This is a genomic window from Serratia sp. CY40230 (assembly GCF_052168835.1).
GTDB classification, from domain to species: domain Bacteria; phylum Pseudomonadota; class Gammaproteobacteria; order Enterobacterales; family Enterobacteriaceae; genus Serratia; species Serratia nematodiphila.
Genome location: NZ_JBJNLX010000001.1, coordinates 1,036,551 through 1,052,221 on the forward strand (window position 1 = coordinate 1,036,551; position 15,671 = coordinate 1,052,221).

Below are 15,671 nucleotides of genomic sequence, written 5' to 3' on the forward strand. Positions count from 1 at the left end.
TTCCTTTAACCAGGGTTAACGAGAAAGGTCTGCAGCTCGGCGACGAACTCCTGCGGATTGGCCAGATGCGCGTTGTGGCCGGCCTGCGGCACGATGCGCAACGGCAACCCGGCGTCGCGCGCCAGCCGTTGAAATTTGGGGTCGTTCTCACCGCACAGCACCCGCAGCGGCACGGTCAGTTGGCGCAGCTGCGACGCCAGATAAGGCTGTCGCCCGAGCGATGTGGCTTCGAGCATGTCGGCGATCGCCGGGCCGCTGTTGACCGAGCGCGCGGCGATCAGCGCCTGGCGGTGCACGTGGCTGAGCTCTTTGAACACCGGTTGCTGATACCAGTCCGCCAGGACTTCGGCAATCGGCTCACTGCGAAAACGCGCCGCCCATCGCGCATCCTGCTCGCAACGATCGCGGCGCAGTTGTTCGTCCTCAAGCCCCGGATTGCCGCCCTCGACCAGCACGCCTTGCAGACCGTCGTGGCGTCCGTGGCAAGCGTGATACATGGCGATGCGCCCGCCAAGCGAGTAGCCCACCAGCCAATAACGCTCGATATTGCGCAGTTGCAGGGTCGCGGCGATTTGCGCGCTGATGTCGTCGAAGCCGCGGCAGCTCACCGCCACGGAATCGCCGTGGCCGGGCAGATCGATGGCCAACGACGGCCATTCCGGGCAGCGCGCGGCGATCACCCGCCATTCATTGTTGTTGCCGAGCAGGCCATGCAACCATATCAGCCAGGGGCGGCCCGCTTCGCCCTGTTGCAAAATTCGCGTCGCCAGCATCATTGCACCGCCATCTGTTGCACCAGGTCTTGCAGGCTTTCGGCCCCTGCGCTCGGCGACACCTGCAGCTCTATCAACGTGGCGCCGCCGCGCCGCCAGCCTTGCTCAACCGCCTGTTGCAGCTGGCTCCAGTTTTCCGGCCGCGCATAGTCAAGCTGGAACATCGCCGCCGCGTGGCTGAACTCAACGTTCTGCGGCATGCAGTAAAAGCGCTGACGCTCCTCTTCCGGCGTCGGCAGCAGCGAGAAAATTTGGCCGCCATTGTTATTGACGACGATCAGCACCGTCGGCGCCGAACAGTGGCGCAGCAGCGCCAGCGCATTGAGGTCATACAGGGCGGAAAGGTCGCCCACCACCGCCAACGTCGGCCTGGCGGTGGCGCGCTGTACGCCGGCGGCGGTGGAAATCAGACCGTCGATGCCGCTGGCGCCGCGGTTGCTGAATACCGGGTAAGCGGCAGGCAGCATCGTTAACGCGTCGATCAGTCGCACCACCAGGCTGTTGCCGAGAAACAGCTGGCCGTTCTCCGGCAGCAGTTCCGGCAGGCGGTGCGCCAGCTGCGCTTCGCCAAAGTTATCGTGCAGATGCGTGGACGCCGCCGTCAGCGCTTTATCCGCCAGCGCTGCCAGCCCGGCGGCCCACGGCGCGCGCGGTTGCGCGGGATGCTGCGCCAACCACTGCGCCACGCCGGCGCGCAGGCGCCGCCCCCGGTGTTGGGCCGGATCGAGCCGCCCCGGCAGCTCGTCGATAATCCAATATTCTTCCGGCTGACACTGCGCCTGCCATTGCAGCAGGCGTTTGCCGGTCAGGCTGCCGCCGAACTGCACCACCAGCTGCGCATCTTGCAGTACGCGCTGCGCCTGCGGATGCGCGAGCCACAAATCGGCGCAGGGCAGCGGTTGCCCGGTCTGCGACAGCACATCGCCGATCAGCGGCCAGCCCAGCGTTTCGGCCCAGTCGGCCACCTGCGCGCCCTCTTGTGCGCTCATGCGACCGGCCAGCACCACGCCGCGCTTTTGCCGCCAGGAGAACCAGTCCGGCTGCGGCGACGGCGCCGTACGCGTCTCGCTTTCCTGCAGCCACGGACGATCGCTCTGCCACCAGTCGCCCAGCGCGGCGGACCAATCGGCATAGTGACGCTCATCGCCGCCGTACAGCGGTTCGGCGAACGGGCAGTTGATATGCAAAGCGCCATGCTGCAGGCGCGCCATCGCGCTGTCGACGCTGGAGGCCAGCCACGCGGCCGGAATATCCGGCGTCGGACGCGGCAGATCGATCGCCAACATCGGGTGGCTGCTGTAGAGACCGTTTTGACGGATCGCCTGATTGGCGCCGCAGTCGATCAGTTCCGGCGGCCGATCGGCGGTGAGAAACACCAGCCGTTCACCGGTCAGGCCGGCTTCGATCAACGCGGGATAAAGGTTCGCCGCCGCGGTGCCGGACGTAACGATCACCGCCACCGGCTCACGCGCCGCCTTCGCCAGCCCGAGCGCCAAATGGCCGAGCCCGCGCTCATCAAAATGGGTATGGCAGATAAACGATCGGTTGGCCGCGGCGGCCAGCGTCAGCGGCGTGGAGCGCGATCCCGGAGCGATACAAACATGCCGCACCCCATGGCGGGCCAGCGCCTCGAGCAGCACAGCCGCCCACCGGCGATTAAAAACACTTGTCGACATAGTTCGCTCACAAGTCAGTTAGCAGAGATCGTCCCCGGCGCAGCCGACGGACGCCGCGCCTGTAGTTACGCTCTGTATTATATGAGGTGTTATTTTCACGGCTTTTGCGCCAGCGCAAGAACGCCGTATATCCCTGGGTGTTTACACCAGATAATTGTTTGATTTAGAACAAAAAACAAACAATTAAAACACAAATACTTTACACTTGCGGCGACGCCGGCTCAATCCGTCCATACAAAAACAAGGGAGATAAAGGCGCTCCAACGGCGGCCAGCGGGAAGTATAGGCGGGATAAGGGAAAGCGATCGGGGAAACGGCGGGATGAACGACACAGTCTGCAGAAAAGCACGAGGCGGCCTGCGCCGCCCCGATGACATGATTTATTTGCGGGCCAGCAGCAGCCCCAGCACCAGCCCGACGGTGGCACCGATGCCTACGCTGTGCCAGGGTTTATCCCGCACGTAGTCGTCGGTGCGGTGCACCGCTTCTTTGGCGCGCGCATAGTAGGATTCGCCGGTGTTCGCCCAGCGCGCCTTGACCTCACTCAGCGCCTGCTCGGCGTGCGACTTGATGTCAATGTAGGCCTGATCCGCGCGATCGCCGGTGTATTGCAACACTTCTTCCAGCGTCTCGGTCAGCATTCTCAGATCGTCATCCAGCGTAGTTTGCTCAGCATCCGAATGTCTTGCCATAGTGAGATCTCCGTGGTTGAAAAATTAAGCGTTCCTACACTATAGACAAGGATCGTCGCCTGCGGCCATCGGACTTTTACCCTAAAACACCAATTGCACCTTGGCGGCCTGGCGCTTGTCGCCGGCAAACTCCAGCGCCTGCGCCAGTTGGTCCCCGGCGAATTCCGCCGACAACAGCGGCAGCGGATCGACCACATCGCCGGCCAGCCAGGCCACCGCCAGCGCGAATTCCGCCACGAAGCGAAACGATCCGAGCAGGTTCAACTCTTTGGCGATCAACAACATCAACGGGAAATCAGGGAAACCGCCGCCCATGCCGACCTGCACCACGGTGCCTTTGGCGCAGGTGATCTCCAGACAGCGCTGCAGCGACAGCGGGTGCCCCGCCACTTCGAAGGCGACATCGAAATAGCCCTTGTCCTGCTGATAGTCGCTAAAATCGTCGTCCGCGGCATGCAGGCAGCGATTGGCCCCCATTTGGCTGGCGATCGCCAGGCAGCGCGGACTGAGATCGGCGCAGACAATCTCGGCGGCGCCCAGCGCTTTCAGCGCCGCCACCAGCAGACAGCCGATCGGGCCGACGCCGGACACGAAGACCTTTTTTCCCGTCACGTCACCGGGCTGCTTCGCCGCGTGAACAGCCACCGCCAGCGGTTCGGCGAACACCATCACCCTGTCGTCGCGATCGGCGGCGTAAGGAATGCACTGCGCGCTATCCACCACTTTGTATTGGGTAAAAGCGCCGTCGACGTGCGGAAAATACATCGCGCTGCCGAAAAAGCGCATCTCGACGCATTGATTGCTTTGCTGCTCCAGACAGTATTTGCACTGCCCGCAGGGTTTGCTGGGATTGAGCGCCACCTTCTGCCCGGCCGGCAACTGCGGCGAATCGCTGGCGACCACCTCACCGATCACCTCATGGCCCAGCACCATCGGCTGACGCACCTGAAAATTGCCGACCTTGCCTTCCTGGAAGTAATGCAGATCCGAGCCGCAGATGCCGCCGCGGCTGATTTTCACCAGCGTTCCCTGCCCTCGATAATCCACTTCTTGCGCGATCACCGCCACGTCTCGCTTGCCGTTGACCACACAGGACTGAGTTTGAATTTTCATCGCAAGACTCCACGGAAAAAGATTACACCGCCGCCGACATGCCGCCATCGACAAACAGCAGTTGCCCGTTGACGAAGGCGGAGGCGTCGGCAGCCAGGAACACCGCCGCGCCGATCAGCTCCTGCGGATCGCCCCAGCGCGCGGCGGGCGTGCGTTGGGTCAGCCAGGCGGTGAAGGCCGGATCGTCGGCCAGCGCCTGCGTCATCTCGGTTTTGAAGTAGCCGGGGGCAATGCCGTTGACCTGAATGTTGTAGCGCGCCAGCTCCACGCACATGCCGCGCGTGAGCATTTTCACCGCCCCTTTGGACGCCGCATAAGGGGTGATGGTGTCGCGGCCCAGCTCACTTTGCATCGAGCCGATGTTGACTATCTTGCCGCGCCGGCGCGGCACCATGTAACGCGCCACGGTCTGCGACACGATGAAGACCGCCTTCTGGTTGACGGCAATGATGTCGTCCCAGTCTTGCTCCGGAAACTCGGTGAACGGGTGGCGGCGCTGGATGCCGGCGTTGTTGATCAAAACGTCTATCGCGCCGATGTCCGCTTCGATACGGGCGATGGCGGCATGCACCGCCTGAGAATCGGTGACATCGAACGCCGCCGCCTCGGCGCGCAGCCCCTCTTCGCGCAAACGTTCGGCGGCGTGCAGGGCATGTTCTTCGGTGGTGGCGTTGACCAGAATATGCGCGCCTTGCTGCGCCAGGCCGCGTGCCAGCAGAAAACCGATGCCGCGCGAGGCGCCGGTGATCAAGACGGTCTTGTTATCCAGTGAAAACAGATTGTTCATAGTGATTCCCGGCCATCAGGCCTCCAATCGGACAGGCTTCTATCTCAGCCGATTGTTACCGGTAAAAACGTGATGGAAATCACTGAAAATCATGTTACGAAACCCTGTTACCCTTAACGTGATCTCACGCAGGCAGTCAGCGGGTAAAACTTATCTATCTGATTGAAAAACGGCTATTTTCAATAGAAGTACATTCATTGTTATCGCTAAATCGATGGGTTAACATGCCGCTATCCCCCTTACCGCGCCGCCCGTGAAGGCACCGAATGAAACACCTCCGCGTTACGCGACAGGACATCGCACAATGGGCCGGCGTAACCCAAACGCCGGGTAACCAAACGCTGGTGGTGAACTGCCGTCTCTCACTCGGCGGCACCGTTTGAGCCGGCATTCGGGCCAATCGGCGGCGTAGCGCGGGCTTTTTCGCTACGTGCCGCCCACCACAGACCGCTGTTTTTCATCGCATAGCCGAATAGCAGGCCCACCAGCAGGGAAAGCGTCACCAGCGGCCAATCGCCGCCGCCGGCGAAGGTCGCACAGGCGCCGATAAAGGTGCCGGGCACGAACCCCAGCCACTGCTGTTTGGCCTGAATGCACATCAGGAACGCCACGACGCCGGTCAGCAGATACCCCAGCAGATTCCACTGCGGCGCCAGTTCGCTGCCGTGGATGATCGCCATTGCCCAGAAGACGCCGCTGCAGCAGGTCAACGCGCCGATCAACAGCCCTTTCAGCCCGCCCTGCGGGCAGGCGAAATACGCCGTGCAGCCGAGAAAACCGGCCCAACCGATCAGCCCCAGGCTGACGGCAACCCAGCCCCAAACGCCGGAGAGGATCCCGGTAGTAACGGCAATGGCGAAAAGAACGTTCATAAAGTGACCCGCGGCAAAAATAAAGCGCGCAGTTTACCCGAAGCGAGTGATTTTTTCGTGACTAAAATCACGAAAAAAATGCAAATAAGGAAATGGAAATATCAAAAAAGCAATGTGCATCACAAAAAAAACCAGCGTGACAAGCACGCTGGAATAACACAACACCAGGGAAATCACGATCTCAAATGAAATGCCTACATGCGACGCCTGTCGCCCCCCTCCCGAACGCCGGTTTCAGCGTGGGAAGCCCGCACGCGTTACCATGACGCTCAACATCAAACAAATCACGGCGCTGCTCAGGAATAACAAGTGGGTCGCCAAATGCAAATCGGCGTGGTCGATCACAACGCCCAACAGGATCGGCACCCAGTTAGCGATATACGCGATCACGTAGAACAGGGAGATCAAACGCGCATGGCTGGCTTTCGGTGAAATCAGATTCACCAGCGTGGCGCTGCCGACGAAGATCGCGCCATAGGCGTAACCGGCGATCACCATGCCTGCGGCGGCCAGCGCCAGCGAATGGATCTGAATCGCCACGGCGAACACCCCGACCGACAAAGCCTGAGCCAGGCAGCCGAACATCAGCGAATGGCGGGCGTTGATGCGACGACTCAAAATCTGGCTGATGCCGGCAATCACCAGGTAGACGGCGACCACATAGCCAAAGACGCCACGGCTCTGCATATCCAACAGTTTTTCGGCGACGCTCGGCCCTATCGCCAGAATACTGGCGGCAACCGCCCAACAAATGAACAATGCCCCGGCGCACAGGAAGAATTTACCGCCGGTCGCGCGCAGGCCATCCGCCAGAGAGCTTTTCGCCACCGGCGCGTTATCCGCCGCTGCGCTATCGGCCTGCGCCGCCACCGCCTCTCGCGGCCAGCGCAGCATCACGCCCAGTGCGGCGAGGGCGGCAATGGCCATGATGATGATGAACGGCAATGACGTGGTATGAAAACCGGTTTGCAGTGCGACGCCGCTAAAGATCGGGCCCAGGGCCAATCCGGTGGTAAAGGACAGCGTCGCGATCAACGCCGCATTTTTTCCGCCGTCCTGCGGCCCGAAACGCACCAACGCGATATTCGCCGCACCGGTCAGGGCGCCGGTGCCGACGCCGGCCAGCAGCCGTGCCATAAACATCATGAAGAACGACGACGCCACCGAAAACAGCAGCGCGCCAAGCAACACCACCAACAGCGCCGGCACGATCATGCTGCGCAGGTCTTTTACTTTCCCCGCCATATTGCCTACGCCGAACAGCGAAATCAGCACGCCGGCGGCATAAGCGCCGTAGATGATCGTCAGGCTGACCGAGCTCAACGCCAGCTCATGTTGATAAAGCGGATAAAGCGGCGTCGGCGCGCTGCTGTTCAACAGCGCTGACATCAATGCCAGCGCCAGAAACAGCAAGATAGCGAAATGCGATGTACCCGCCTTCGCTTTAGCCGTTTCTTCAACGGCGATACTTTCTGACATGTTCAACTCCCGAATCGATCAGGCATTCGCCCTAAATAAATGCGTCTTCCCGCATGCCTCGCGGCTTCAGGAAGCGCGCTTATCATAGCGTTGGGCTATCACGCCCAAAATAGCCAAGAATGCATCATCGTGATTCATTAATGCAGCATCGCAGCGTCAGGCATGCATTTCTGCAGCATGCGACGCCGCCAAGCGATGGCGCAACCGCCCAATGCCACGCCATACACTGCATGGTTGGCCAGGCTGGCGATCAGCAAAGCCGGATTTTTGCCGGCCATTCCCCAAAGCCCCAACCCCACCGAGGGATAAATGAAGCACAGCGAGATCAGCGAACAGGCCAGGCCATACGTCAGCGCCCCGACGAGCAGGCCGCCCCCCGACTTAACGCGCGGGCAGATCAGGCAATAGAACGGGATCGCCAGGCTAATGCCGGCAAAATAGTGCGCGCCGTAGCCCATCATCAGAGCCTCTGGCACATCGGGAATGTCGCCAGGCCGCAAAAACCAAAATTGCCCCTGCAGCCATTGATTCATCAGTTTGCCGATGAAGGCCAGGTTGAGCTTGCCGATGAGACCGACGCTGGAGGCGACACTGTTCACCCCATCCATCGCCAGCGTCGCCACTATGCCAAACAAGACCGCCATCGCCATGACGCCAACCGGACGCATGTTCATTGTTTCGTTCCTTATCACGTTATGCCACCGCCGCCTGCTCGGACTTGGCCGAAGCACGCTTGCGCACCGCCAACGCGCCGGACAACACGATCAGCGCCATACCGGCGGCGGCGATATAAGACAGCTGTTCGCCAAATATCAGATAGCCAAGCAGCGTAGAGAAAATAATGGTGCTGTAAGAGAGAATGCTGACAATCACCGCATTGCCGCCCCCGTAGGCGCGAGTCATGGCGATCTGCCCCAGACTGCCGAAGACGCCAATGGCGCAGACGCACAGCAGCATTGCGCCGTCCAGCAAGGAAAAGCCCAGCAACGCAGTCATCAGGCCGCCAACCAGCGTTCCCACCAGCGAGAAATAGAACACCACGCGCAGTTCCGGCTCACCGCGTCGCACCAGCTTGCCGACGTTAAAGTAAGCCAGCGCGGTCAACAAACCGGCCGCCAGCCCGACCAGCGTGGCAACGTACTCCCCGTTGGGGGCGTCGGGGCGCAGCAAGACCAAAATGCCGGTAAAGCCCAACAGCACGGAAAACAACAGCCGACCGGTCAGCTGCCCTCGGGTCGTGATGAACGCGATCGCCGACTGAAAGAGGGGGTTGGTATAACCCAACGTGGTGGCGGTGGCGATCGGCAGATGTATCAGCGAAAAAAAACCGCAGTACATCGCCGCATTGCCTATCGCCGCCCGCTTCATATGCAATCCGAGATGACGGGTGCGAAAACCGAGGCGCTGGATCTTGATCAGCGCCGCGACGATCAGCACATTGATGAGAGAACGATAAAAAATGATGTCGAAAAATCCGACCGTCGTCGACGCCAACTTGATGCAAGCACCCATCAGCGCAAAGAATCCGCTGGCGACGACCATCCACAAAGCTACCATGATCTTCTCTTATTAACGGCCTTTGGACAGGGCCGTATCAACACTACCCGGCGGCTTTCACCGTCAACGGTTTATCGTCCGCGCAAGCGAAGAACACCAGCATTTCGGCGCCTTGCTCGCCGGAAACGCCCTGATGCACGATATCCACGGTATCGGTAAACGAATCCCCCTGCCGGAACGTGCGGCGTTCACCGGTTTTCCTGACGGTGAGCGAAACGCTGCCGCCGCTCATGTACACTGCGCTGATGCAAGGATGCGTATGCCAGGCCAGTACCTTGTTCGGCTCTACCGTCACCTTCAGCATGGTGATCTGCGGCGCGCCTGCGGGATACTGACGATATGCCGAGCCCTCCCATGCGCTGTCGGTCTTGAGCAACGTCGTTTTGACGATGCCTTCGCCATGCCCCTCGGCAGCCTGAACCGGCCCCTGAAATACTGCCAACAATGCCAAAATGCCCCACTTAACCATCTTATCGCTCCCTGACTGCCGCGAGTAAAAATGCCAGGCGCCGCGCGCGGTGAACCTGGCGAGTTGAAAAAACAGCGTTGTGCTACAGTCCTTTGATGCGCTGCTCGTATTCTGCGATGCTCTCGGCGTAGTAGCGGTTAGGCGCCGCAAAGTTGCCCACCATCACTTCGATGAGGTACGGCCCCGGATGTTTCGCTGCGGCGCCGAGGGCCTCGTCCAGATCCTCCAGCGTCTCCGCCTTCGCGGAGGCGACCCCCAGGCTGTTGGCAAACGCTTTCCAGTCATGGTTGGGCAAGGCAGTATAGTCGGCGGAAATGCCGCGATTTTGCAGCGTGTCGATGTGCATGGCGCCGTGCGCGCTGTTGTTCATCACCACGAACACCACCTTCACGCCATAACGCGCGGCGGTCTGAATTTCGATGCCGTGCATCAGCATGCAACCGTCGCCGGTCACCACGAGGCAATCCCGCTGCGGTGCCGCCAGCTTGATGCCGATGCCCGCGCAAATGGCCCACCCCATCGGCGCCAGGGAACTGGAGGTGTGATAATCCCCCCGCCCGGCCGCCAGCCAGTGATGCGCCATGAAAATGCGGTGTGCGCCCGAATCGACCACGACGTTGGTATCCGGATTCATGCGGCTGCGAATGTGTTTAATCGCATCGCCGGGATACAGCCGGCTTTCGCCCTGGGCGATGCGCGCCTGCAACGTCGGCTGCGGCTGTTCCAGCGGCAGTGCGCGAACCCCTTCCAACCAGGCGTCACGCAGGTGAGCCGCGTCGCCAAGCCGCGCGTCCTCATCGCCAACCGCGGCCAACAAACAGTGCAACGTACCGCTCAGGCTGGAAAATATCTGCAGATCCGGCTGGTAATGCGAGCTCACTTTGTCGAAGTCTTCGTCGATCGCCACCAGCGTTTTATTGCCGTGCAGTCTCGGGTTCCAGTTCAGACTGTCGCGCTGGCTGAGATCGCAGCCCAGCACCAGCAGCACGTCGACGCCTTCACCGTTGAGGGTTTCTACCGCGCGGGCATGCCCGGCAAAACCGTAGACCCCTAATGCCAGGGCGTGCCCTTCGGGAAACGCGCCCTTGCCGGACAACGTCGTGGCGACAGGCAAGCGGTATTTTTCCGCTACCCGCAACAACAGCGCGGCATCCTGCGGATTGTTCATCCGGTTGCCCACCAGGCAGGCGACGTTGAGGCCGCGCAGCAGATAATCATGCAGCAGCTGTTCCACCGCTTGCACATCCACGGCCGCTTCACGGTGCTGCGGCACTCGCTCAGGCTGGTCGCGACGATCGCCGAACGCGGTTTTCTTCTGCATGTCGACCGGCACGCTCAGATAGGCGCGCCCTTTCCGCTGTGGGTTCAGGCTGGAGAGGCTGCGGCGCAGCTCATGCTGCAAGGTCAGGTTGTTTTTCGTTTCTATCGCGGCGCAAAGCAACGGTTTGACGATGGTCAGCTCATCGATGCCGCTGTTGCTGCCGTCCTGAAAAGCGCCCTGCGCCTCATGATAGGTGGCGATGCTGCCGGCCAGGTACAGCACGGGGATCTTATCGGCTTGCGCGGCGGCCATCGCCGGCAGGAAATTCATGGTGCCGGGGCCTGAAATGCCCAAACAGACGCCAAACTTTCGGCTGGCGCGGGCATAGCCATCGGCCATAAATCCGCATGCGGTTTCATGGGCACCGACGATGCCGACAATCTCGGAACGGTCAATAGAAGTGATTAACGGATAAACCAGTTTGCCAGGGACCAAAAAAATATGTTGAATGCCGCGCGCTGCAAGGCCTTGAATAATGACATCGGCGTTGTTGCGTTCCATCTTCTCGGCGCCTGGCGCCACGGTAACTCTGACTCCGTCCTCCGTCGCCAACGCAACGGGGGGGCACAGCATCTCTGCGTGAGACTCCATTTTTTTATATCCAGTCATATCATCGTGAGCTAACTTGATTCAGAGTCGATCCCACTTGGCGGTCGCCCAGAAATAACGGGAACCGGCTCTTATTCGTATTGCTTATGCATTAGGGTGGCCTTGGTGTAAAATGTGCGTCGGGTCGCAGCATAAGCGCCGATAAGAATAAGCATTACCAGACAAAAATAAAGGTGCAAAACCGCTTCACGGTGATGCATTTATACATATCCTGAAACATTATAAATAATGATGATACGAAGCATTTTTTTCGGTCTCCACACCAGAATAAACACCGCATCACACCGCTTCCTTCCCCCTCCTGCCAGTCTGTACAGAGGAGGTGCGCAATGAACTGGGACGACGCCCGATTTTTTCTCGCCGTTGCGCGCTGCGGCACGCTACGCAAAGCCGCCAGCCAGCTGCATGTCGATCAGGCGACCGTCGGCCGACGGCTCTCCGCTTTCGAAGATGCGCTCGGCTCCAAGCTGTTTATCCGCACGCCGAAATCCTTCGCCCTCAGCCCGCTGGGGGAGGAAATGCTGGCGGACGTGATGAAGATGGAAAATGCGGTGCAGGCGATCAACCGTAAAGCCGCCAGCGGCGACGAAAGCCTGTGCGGCAACGTGCGCATCGCCACCACCGATACCCTGGCCGAAGCCTTCGTGATGCCTGCGCTGCAAGATCTGCGGGAACGCTATCCGGCCATCACCGTCACGCTGCTGACGGCGGTCAACATCGCCGATATTTCTTACCACGGCGCAGATCTGGCGATCCGCGGCGCCCGTCCCGATGACGATGAGCTGATCATCAAACGGTTAGCCACCATCGAAATGGGCCTGTATGCCACTCAGCACTACTTGGCACGGCGCGGCATGCCGGTCAAGGGCGAGCAGTTGCGCGGCCACGATCTGCTGATGTTCCCGCGCGAGCTGGTGCCGCGCCACTGGAACAATTTCTGCGGCGAGGCCCTGCACGAGCCCAACGTCGTGCTGCAATGCAATTCGCAGCTGCTGCTGCGTTCCGCCACCCGCAGCGGGCTGGGCATCGGCCTGCTCTCCGCTTTTTTGGCGGACAAAGACCCGGAACTGGTGCGTCTGTTCCCGGAGAACAAAGACTGGGTGGATATCTGGCTGGTGCTGCATCCCGATTTGCAACGCGCCGCCCGCGTGCGCGCGGTGGTGCAGGCGCTGGAAACGTCGTTTAGCGCCCATTACGGCTGAGTGCCGTTTCGCCCATAAAAAAAGGCCGCCGAAGCGACCTTTTTACCGTCTGAAGCGTTATCAGAACGTCGGCTGCGCCATCTGCACCAGCGAAATCAGCGGCTGCGGGTAGACGCCCAGCAGCAGCACCAGCGCGGCGGAGATCAGCACCACGACGCCGCCGGCGGTCAACGCCCAGTTGTTCGGGGTGTCGCGCTGCAGCGATTCCGGCGCGCTGAGGAACAGGCTGACGGTCACGCGCAGGTAGTAGTACAGACCGATGGCGCTGCCTACCACGACTGCGCCGGTCAGCCACCACAGGTGTGCGCTGACGCCCATCGCGATCACGAAGAACTTACCGATAAAGCCCAGCGTCATCGGAATACCGGCCAGCGACAGCATCATCACCGTCATCACCGCGGACAAGATTGGCTTGTGCCAGAACAGACCACGGTAAGAGAACAGCGAATCCGCATCCGGGCCGCGGTATGGGCTGGACATCAGGCTGACCACGCCGAAGGCGCCCAGGCTGCTGAACAGGTAACCGGCCAGATAAACGCCGGCGGTTTCCAGCGACAGCTGATGGGTTTGCACCGCAATCAGCGCCACCAGCAGGTAGCCCAGGTGAGCGATCGACGAGTAGCCCAGCAGACGCTTGATGTTGGTCTGGCTGATGGCCATCAGGTTACCGAACAAGATGGAGCAGAACGCGATGATCGACAGCACCATGCGCAGCGCTTCGTTGTCGGCGGCCGGGGCATACAGGAACAGACGCATCACGACCGCGAAGATTGCGATCTTGCTGGCGGTCGCCAGGAAGGTCGAAACCGGCGCAGGCGCGCCCTGATACACGTCAGGCGTCCACAGTTGGAACGGCACCAGAGACAGCTTGAAGCCCAGCCCGACGATCATCATGCCCATGCCGGCCAGGATCAGCGGCTGGTGCATCATGTTTTCCTGCAGGCTCTTGCCGAGGCCGGCCAGCGACAGATCGCCGGACTCGGCATACAGCAGCGCCATGCCGAACAGCAGGAACGACGACGCGGCGGCGGACAGCAGCATGTACTTGATGGCAGCTTCCAGCGGGCGCTTCTGGCGATAGGCGTAGCCCACCAGGCCGAACAGCGGCAGCGAGATAAGCTCGATACCGATGAACAGCGAAGCCAGGTGGTTAGCACTCGCCAGCAGGATGCCGCCCAGGGCGGCGATCAGCACCAGCAGGTAGAACTCTTCGCGGTTATCCGGATAGCCGACCAGCCACGGATAGGCGAAGGTGCAGGTCGCCAGACTCGCCAGCAGCACCAGCCCGGTGTAGAACATCGAGTAGCCGTCAACCCGCAGCAGCGGGGTGACGTCCATTGGGCCTGCCTGGCCGACAAAGTACAGCGAAAGCAGCGCCAGGTTGAGACCGATCACGGTCAGGGTGGCGTTGATAAAGTGGTCGCGTCGCCACGCAATGCCTAGCATCACAACCACCACCGTCAATCCGACGATCAACAGCGGCAGCAGTGCGATCAGTTGTTGAGGAGTTATTGTCATGGCGAATTACGGCCTTGTTGTTGAAATTGCTGAAACTGACGAACCAAACCAGTGTTGCACGTTGCTCATCGCCGCGTTGGAAGTATCCAGAATCGGCTGCGGGTAAACCCCCAGCAGAACCAGCAACACCACCAGCAGCAGAATGATGAACAGTTCGCGCGCGGTCATGCCCTGCAGCGGCTGGTCTGACTTAGGCGCACCGTAGTAAGCGCGCTGCATCATGATCAGCGAGTAAACCGAAGCGAACACCAGACCGAAGGTGGAGATCACGGTGATCACCGGCACCACCTGGTAGCTGCCGAACAGAATCATGAATTCGCCGACGAAGTTACCGGTACCCGGCATCCCCAGCGTAGCCACGGCGAAGAACAGCGACAGCGCAGGGATGAACTTGATACGCCCCCACAGGCCGCCCATCTGACGCATGTCGCGGGTGTGCAGACGTTCATACAGCTGGCCGCAGATGATAAACATACCGGCGGCAGACAGACCGTGCGCGATCATCTGGATCACGGCGCCCTGGTAAGCCAGCTGGCTGCCGGTGTAGATGGCGATCAGCACGAAGCCCATGTGCGAGACCGAGGTGTAAGCGATAAGACGCTTGATGTCGGTCTGCGCGAACGCCATCCAGGCGCCGTAGAAGATACCGACCACGCCCAGCCACATGGCGATTGGGGCGAACTCGTGTGAAGCCTCAGGGAACAGCGGCAGGCTGAAACGCAGCAGGCCGTAGGCCGCGGTTTTCAGCAAAATGCCCGCCAGGTCGACGGAACCTGCGGTCGGCGCCTGGCTGTGCGCGTCCGGCAACCAGCCGTGCAGCGGCACCACCGGCATTTTCACCGCGAAGGCGATGAAGAAGCCCAGCATCAGCAGATATTGCACGTTGTGGGACATCGGCGTTTGCAGCAGGTCTTCGTAATCGAAGGTCCACACGCCGGTGGCGTTGTAGTGCACGAACACCAGGCCCAGGATCGCAATCAGCATCACCAGACCGCTGGCCTGGGTGTAGATGAAGAACTTGGTCGCCGCGGTGATGCGGGTTTTACCGTCCGACGCCTTGTGGCCCCACAGCGCGATCAGGAAGTACATCGGCACCAACATCATTTCCCAGAAGAAGAAGAACAGGAACATGTCGATGGCGAGGAACACGCCGATAACGCCGCCCAGGATCCACAGCAGGTTGAGGTGGAAGAAGCCCTGATACTTCTGGATTTCACGCCAGGAACAGAGGATCGCCAGCACGCCCAGCAGACCGGTCAACACCACCATCAGCAGCGACAGACCGTCCAGCGCCAGGTGGATGGAGATGCCGAAGCGCGGGATCCACGGCAGCAGGAATTCGCTCTGCCACTGCGGAATGCCTTTCGGCGTGGTCAATGTATAGCCGCCCTGCATCCACAGCTGCAGAGAGAGCGCCAACGTCAGCCCCATTGCGATCAGCGCTATCCAGCGCGGCACCTTAGTACCGAAGCGCTCAAGCTGCCAGCACAGCAGACCGCCGATAAAGGGGATAAGAATTAGCCAAGGTAATAGCATGGCGTTTTGTGTCCCTTATACGAATAATTTCAAACTTTGTACGTAGCGCCTGCCCGGCGCTACGCCC

Annotated in this window: 14 protein-coding genes; 1 reads left to right on the forward strand and 13 read right to left on the reverse strand. The window is 60.6% G+C overall.

The features are described 5' to 3' along the window. Window positions 1–5 precede the first annotated feature (5 nt). The 11 genes from menH to ACJ8IJ_RS04925 all read right to left on the reverse strand — a co-directional run bounded on the left by menH (window position 6) and on the right by ACJ8IJ_RS04925 (window position 11,330). A complete protein-coding gene (menH, locus tag ACJ8IJ_RS04875) occupies window positions 6–776 on the reverse strand; it encodes a 2-succinyl-6-hydroxy-2,4-cyclohexadiene-1-carboxylate synthase (RefSeq protein ID WP_342577757.1) in 771 nt (256 codons plus the stop codon). Next, on the reverse strand, window positions 773–2,449 hold the full coding sequence (gene menD / locus ACJ8IJ_RS04880) for a 2-succinyl-5-enolpyruvyl-6-hydroxy-3-cyclohexene-1-carboxylic-acid synthase (RefSeq protein ID WP_442518323.1): 1,677 nt from the start codon (window positions 2,447–2,449) through the stop codon (window positions 773–775). Before menD ends, menH begins: the two co-directional genes overlap by 4 nt. Window positions 2,450–2,829: 380 nt before the next feature. Continuing rightward, window positions 2,830–3,141, reverse strand: coding sequence for a stress response protein ElaB (gene elaB / locus ACJ8IJ_RS04885; RefSeq protein ID WP_004935964.1), 312 nt, complete (start codon window positions 3,139–3,141; stop codon window positions 2,830–2,832). An 81-nt stretch (window positions 3,142–3,222) separates the two neighbouring features. Further along, on the reverse strand, window positions 3,223–4,254 hold the full coding sequence (gene idnD, locus ACJ8IJ_RS04890; RefSeq protein WP_275095007.1) for an L-idonate 5-dehydrogenase: 1,032 nt from the start codon (window positions 4,252–4,254) through the stop codon (window positions 3,223–3,225). A gap of 22 nt (window positions 4,255–4,276) precedes the next feature. After that, the gene (gene idnO, locus ACJ8IJ_RS04895) at window positions 4,277–5,041 is read right to left on the reverse strand and encodes a gluconate 5-dehydrogenase (protein ID WP_275095008.1); all 765 of its coding nucleotides are present in this window, start codon (window positions 5,039–5,041) and stop codon (window positions 4,277–4,279) included. A 362-nt stretch (window positions 5,042–5,403) separates the two neighbouring features. Continuing rightward, window positions 5,404–5,913, reverse strand: coding sequence for a DUF1097 domain-containing protein (locus tag ACJ8IJ_RS04900; RefSeq protein WP_004935976.1), 510 nt, complete (start codon window positions 5,911–5,913; stop codon window positions 5,404–5,406). A 234-nt stretch (window positions 5,914–6,147) separates the two neighbouring features. After that, on the reverse strand, window positions 6,148–7,392 hold the full coding sequence (locus tag ACJ8IJ_RS04905) for an MFS transporter (protein WP_442518324.1): 1,245 nt from the start codon (window positions 7,390–7,392) through the stop codon (window positions 6,148–6,150). Window positions 7,393–7,529: 137 nt separating this feature from the next. Further along, window positions 7,530–8,066: a DUF2938 family protein gene (locus ACJ8IJ_RS04910; protein ID WP_154871011.1), complete on the reverse strand. Its 537-nt coding sequence runs from the start codon at window positions 8,064–8,066 to the stop codon at window positions 7,530–7,532. Between the two features lie 19 nt (window positions 8,067–8,085). Further along, window positions 8,086–8,949: a DMT family transporter gene (locus ACJ8IJ_RS04915; RefSeq protein ID WP_342577760.1), complete on the reverse strand. Its 864-nt coding sequence runs from the start codon at window positions 8,947–8,949 to the stop codon at window positions 8,086–8,088. Between the two features lie 43 nt (window positions 8,950–8,992). Then, on the reverse strand, window positions 8,993–9,418 hold the full coding sequence (locus ACJ8IJ_RS04920) for a cupin domain-containing protein (RefSeq protein WP_004935988.1): 426 nt from the start codon (window positions 9,416–9,418) through the stop codon (window positions 8,993–8,995). 82 nt (window positions 9,419–9,500) lie between these two features. Next, window positions 9,501–11,330, reverse strand: a complete 1,830-nt coding sequence (locus ACJ8IJ_RS04925; protein WP_015378575.1) for a thiamine pyrophosphate-binding protein — start codon at window positions 11,328–11,330, stop codon at window positions 9,501–9,503. Between the two features lie 347 nt (window positions 11,331–11,677). Here ACJ8IJ_RS04925 and ACJ8IJ_RS04930 point away from each other — a divergent pair, with 347 nt between their 5' ends. Beyond that, window positions 11,678–12,550 (forward strand): LysR family transcriptional regulator, encoded by an 873-nt coding sequence (locus ACJ8IJ_RS04930; RefSeq protein ID WP_004935995.1) that lies wholly within the window; start codon window positions 11,678–11,680, stop codon window positions 12,548–12,550. A gap of 60 nt (window positions 12,551–12,610) precedes the next feature. On the opposite strand, the gene nuoN is transcribed toward ACJ8IJ_RS04930, so the two are convergent. Then, on the reverse strand, window positions 12,611–14,068 hold the full coding sequence (gene nuoN / locus ACJ8IJ_RS04935) for an NADH-quinone oxidoreductase subunit NuoN (RefSeq protein ID WP_004936000.1): 1,458 nt from the start codon (window positions 14,066–14,068) through the stop codon (window positions 12,611–12,613). 6 nt (window positions 14,069–14,074) lie between these two features. Further along, on the reverse strand, window positions 14,075–15,604 hold the full coding sequence (gene nuoM / locus ACJ8IJ_RS04940) for an NADH-quinone oxidoreductase subunit M (protein ID WP_004936002.1): 1,530 nt from the start codon (window positions 15,602–15,604) through the stop codon (window positions 14,075–14,077). Window positions 15,605–15,671: the final 67 nt, after the last annotated feature.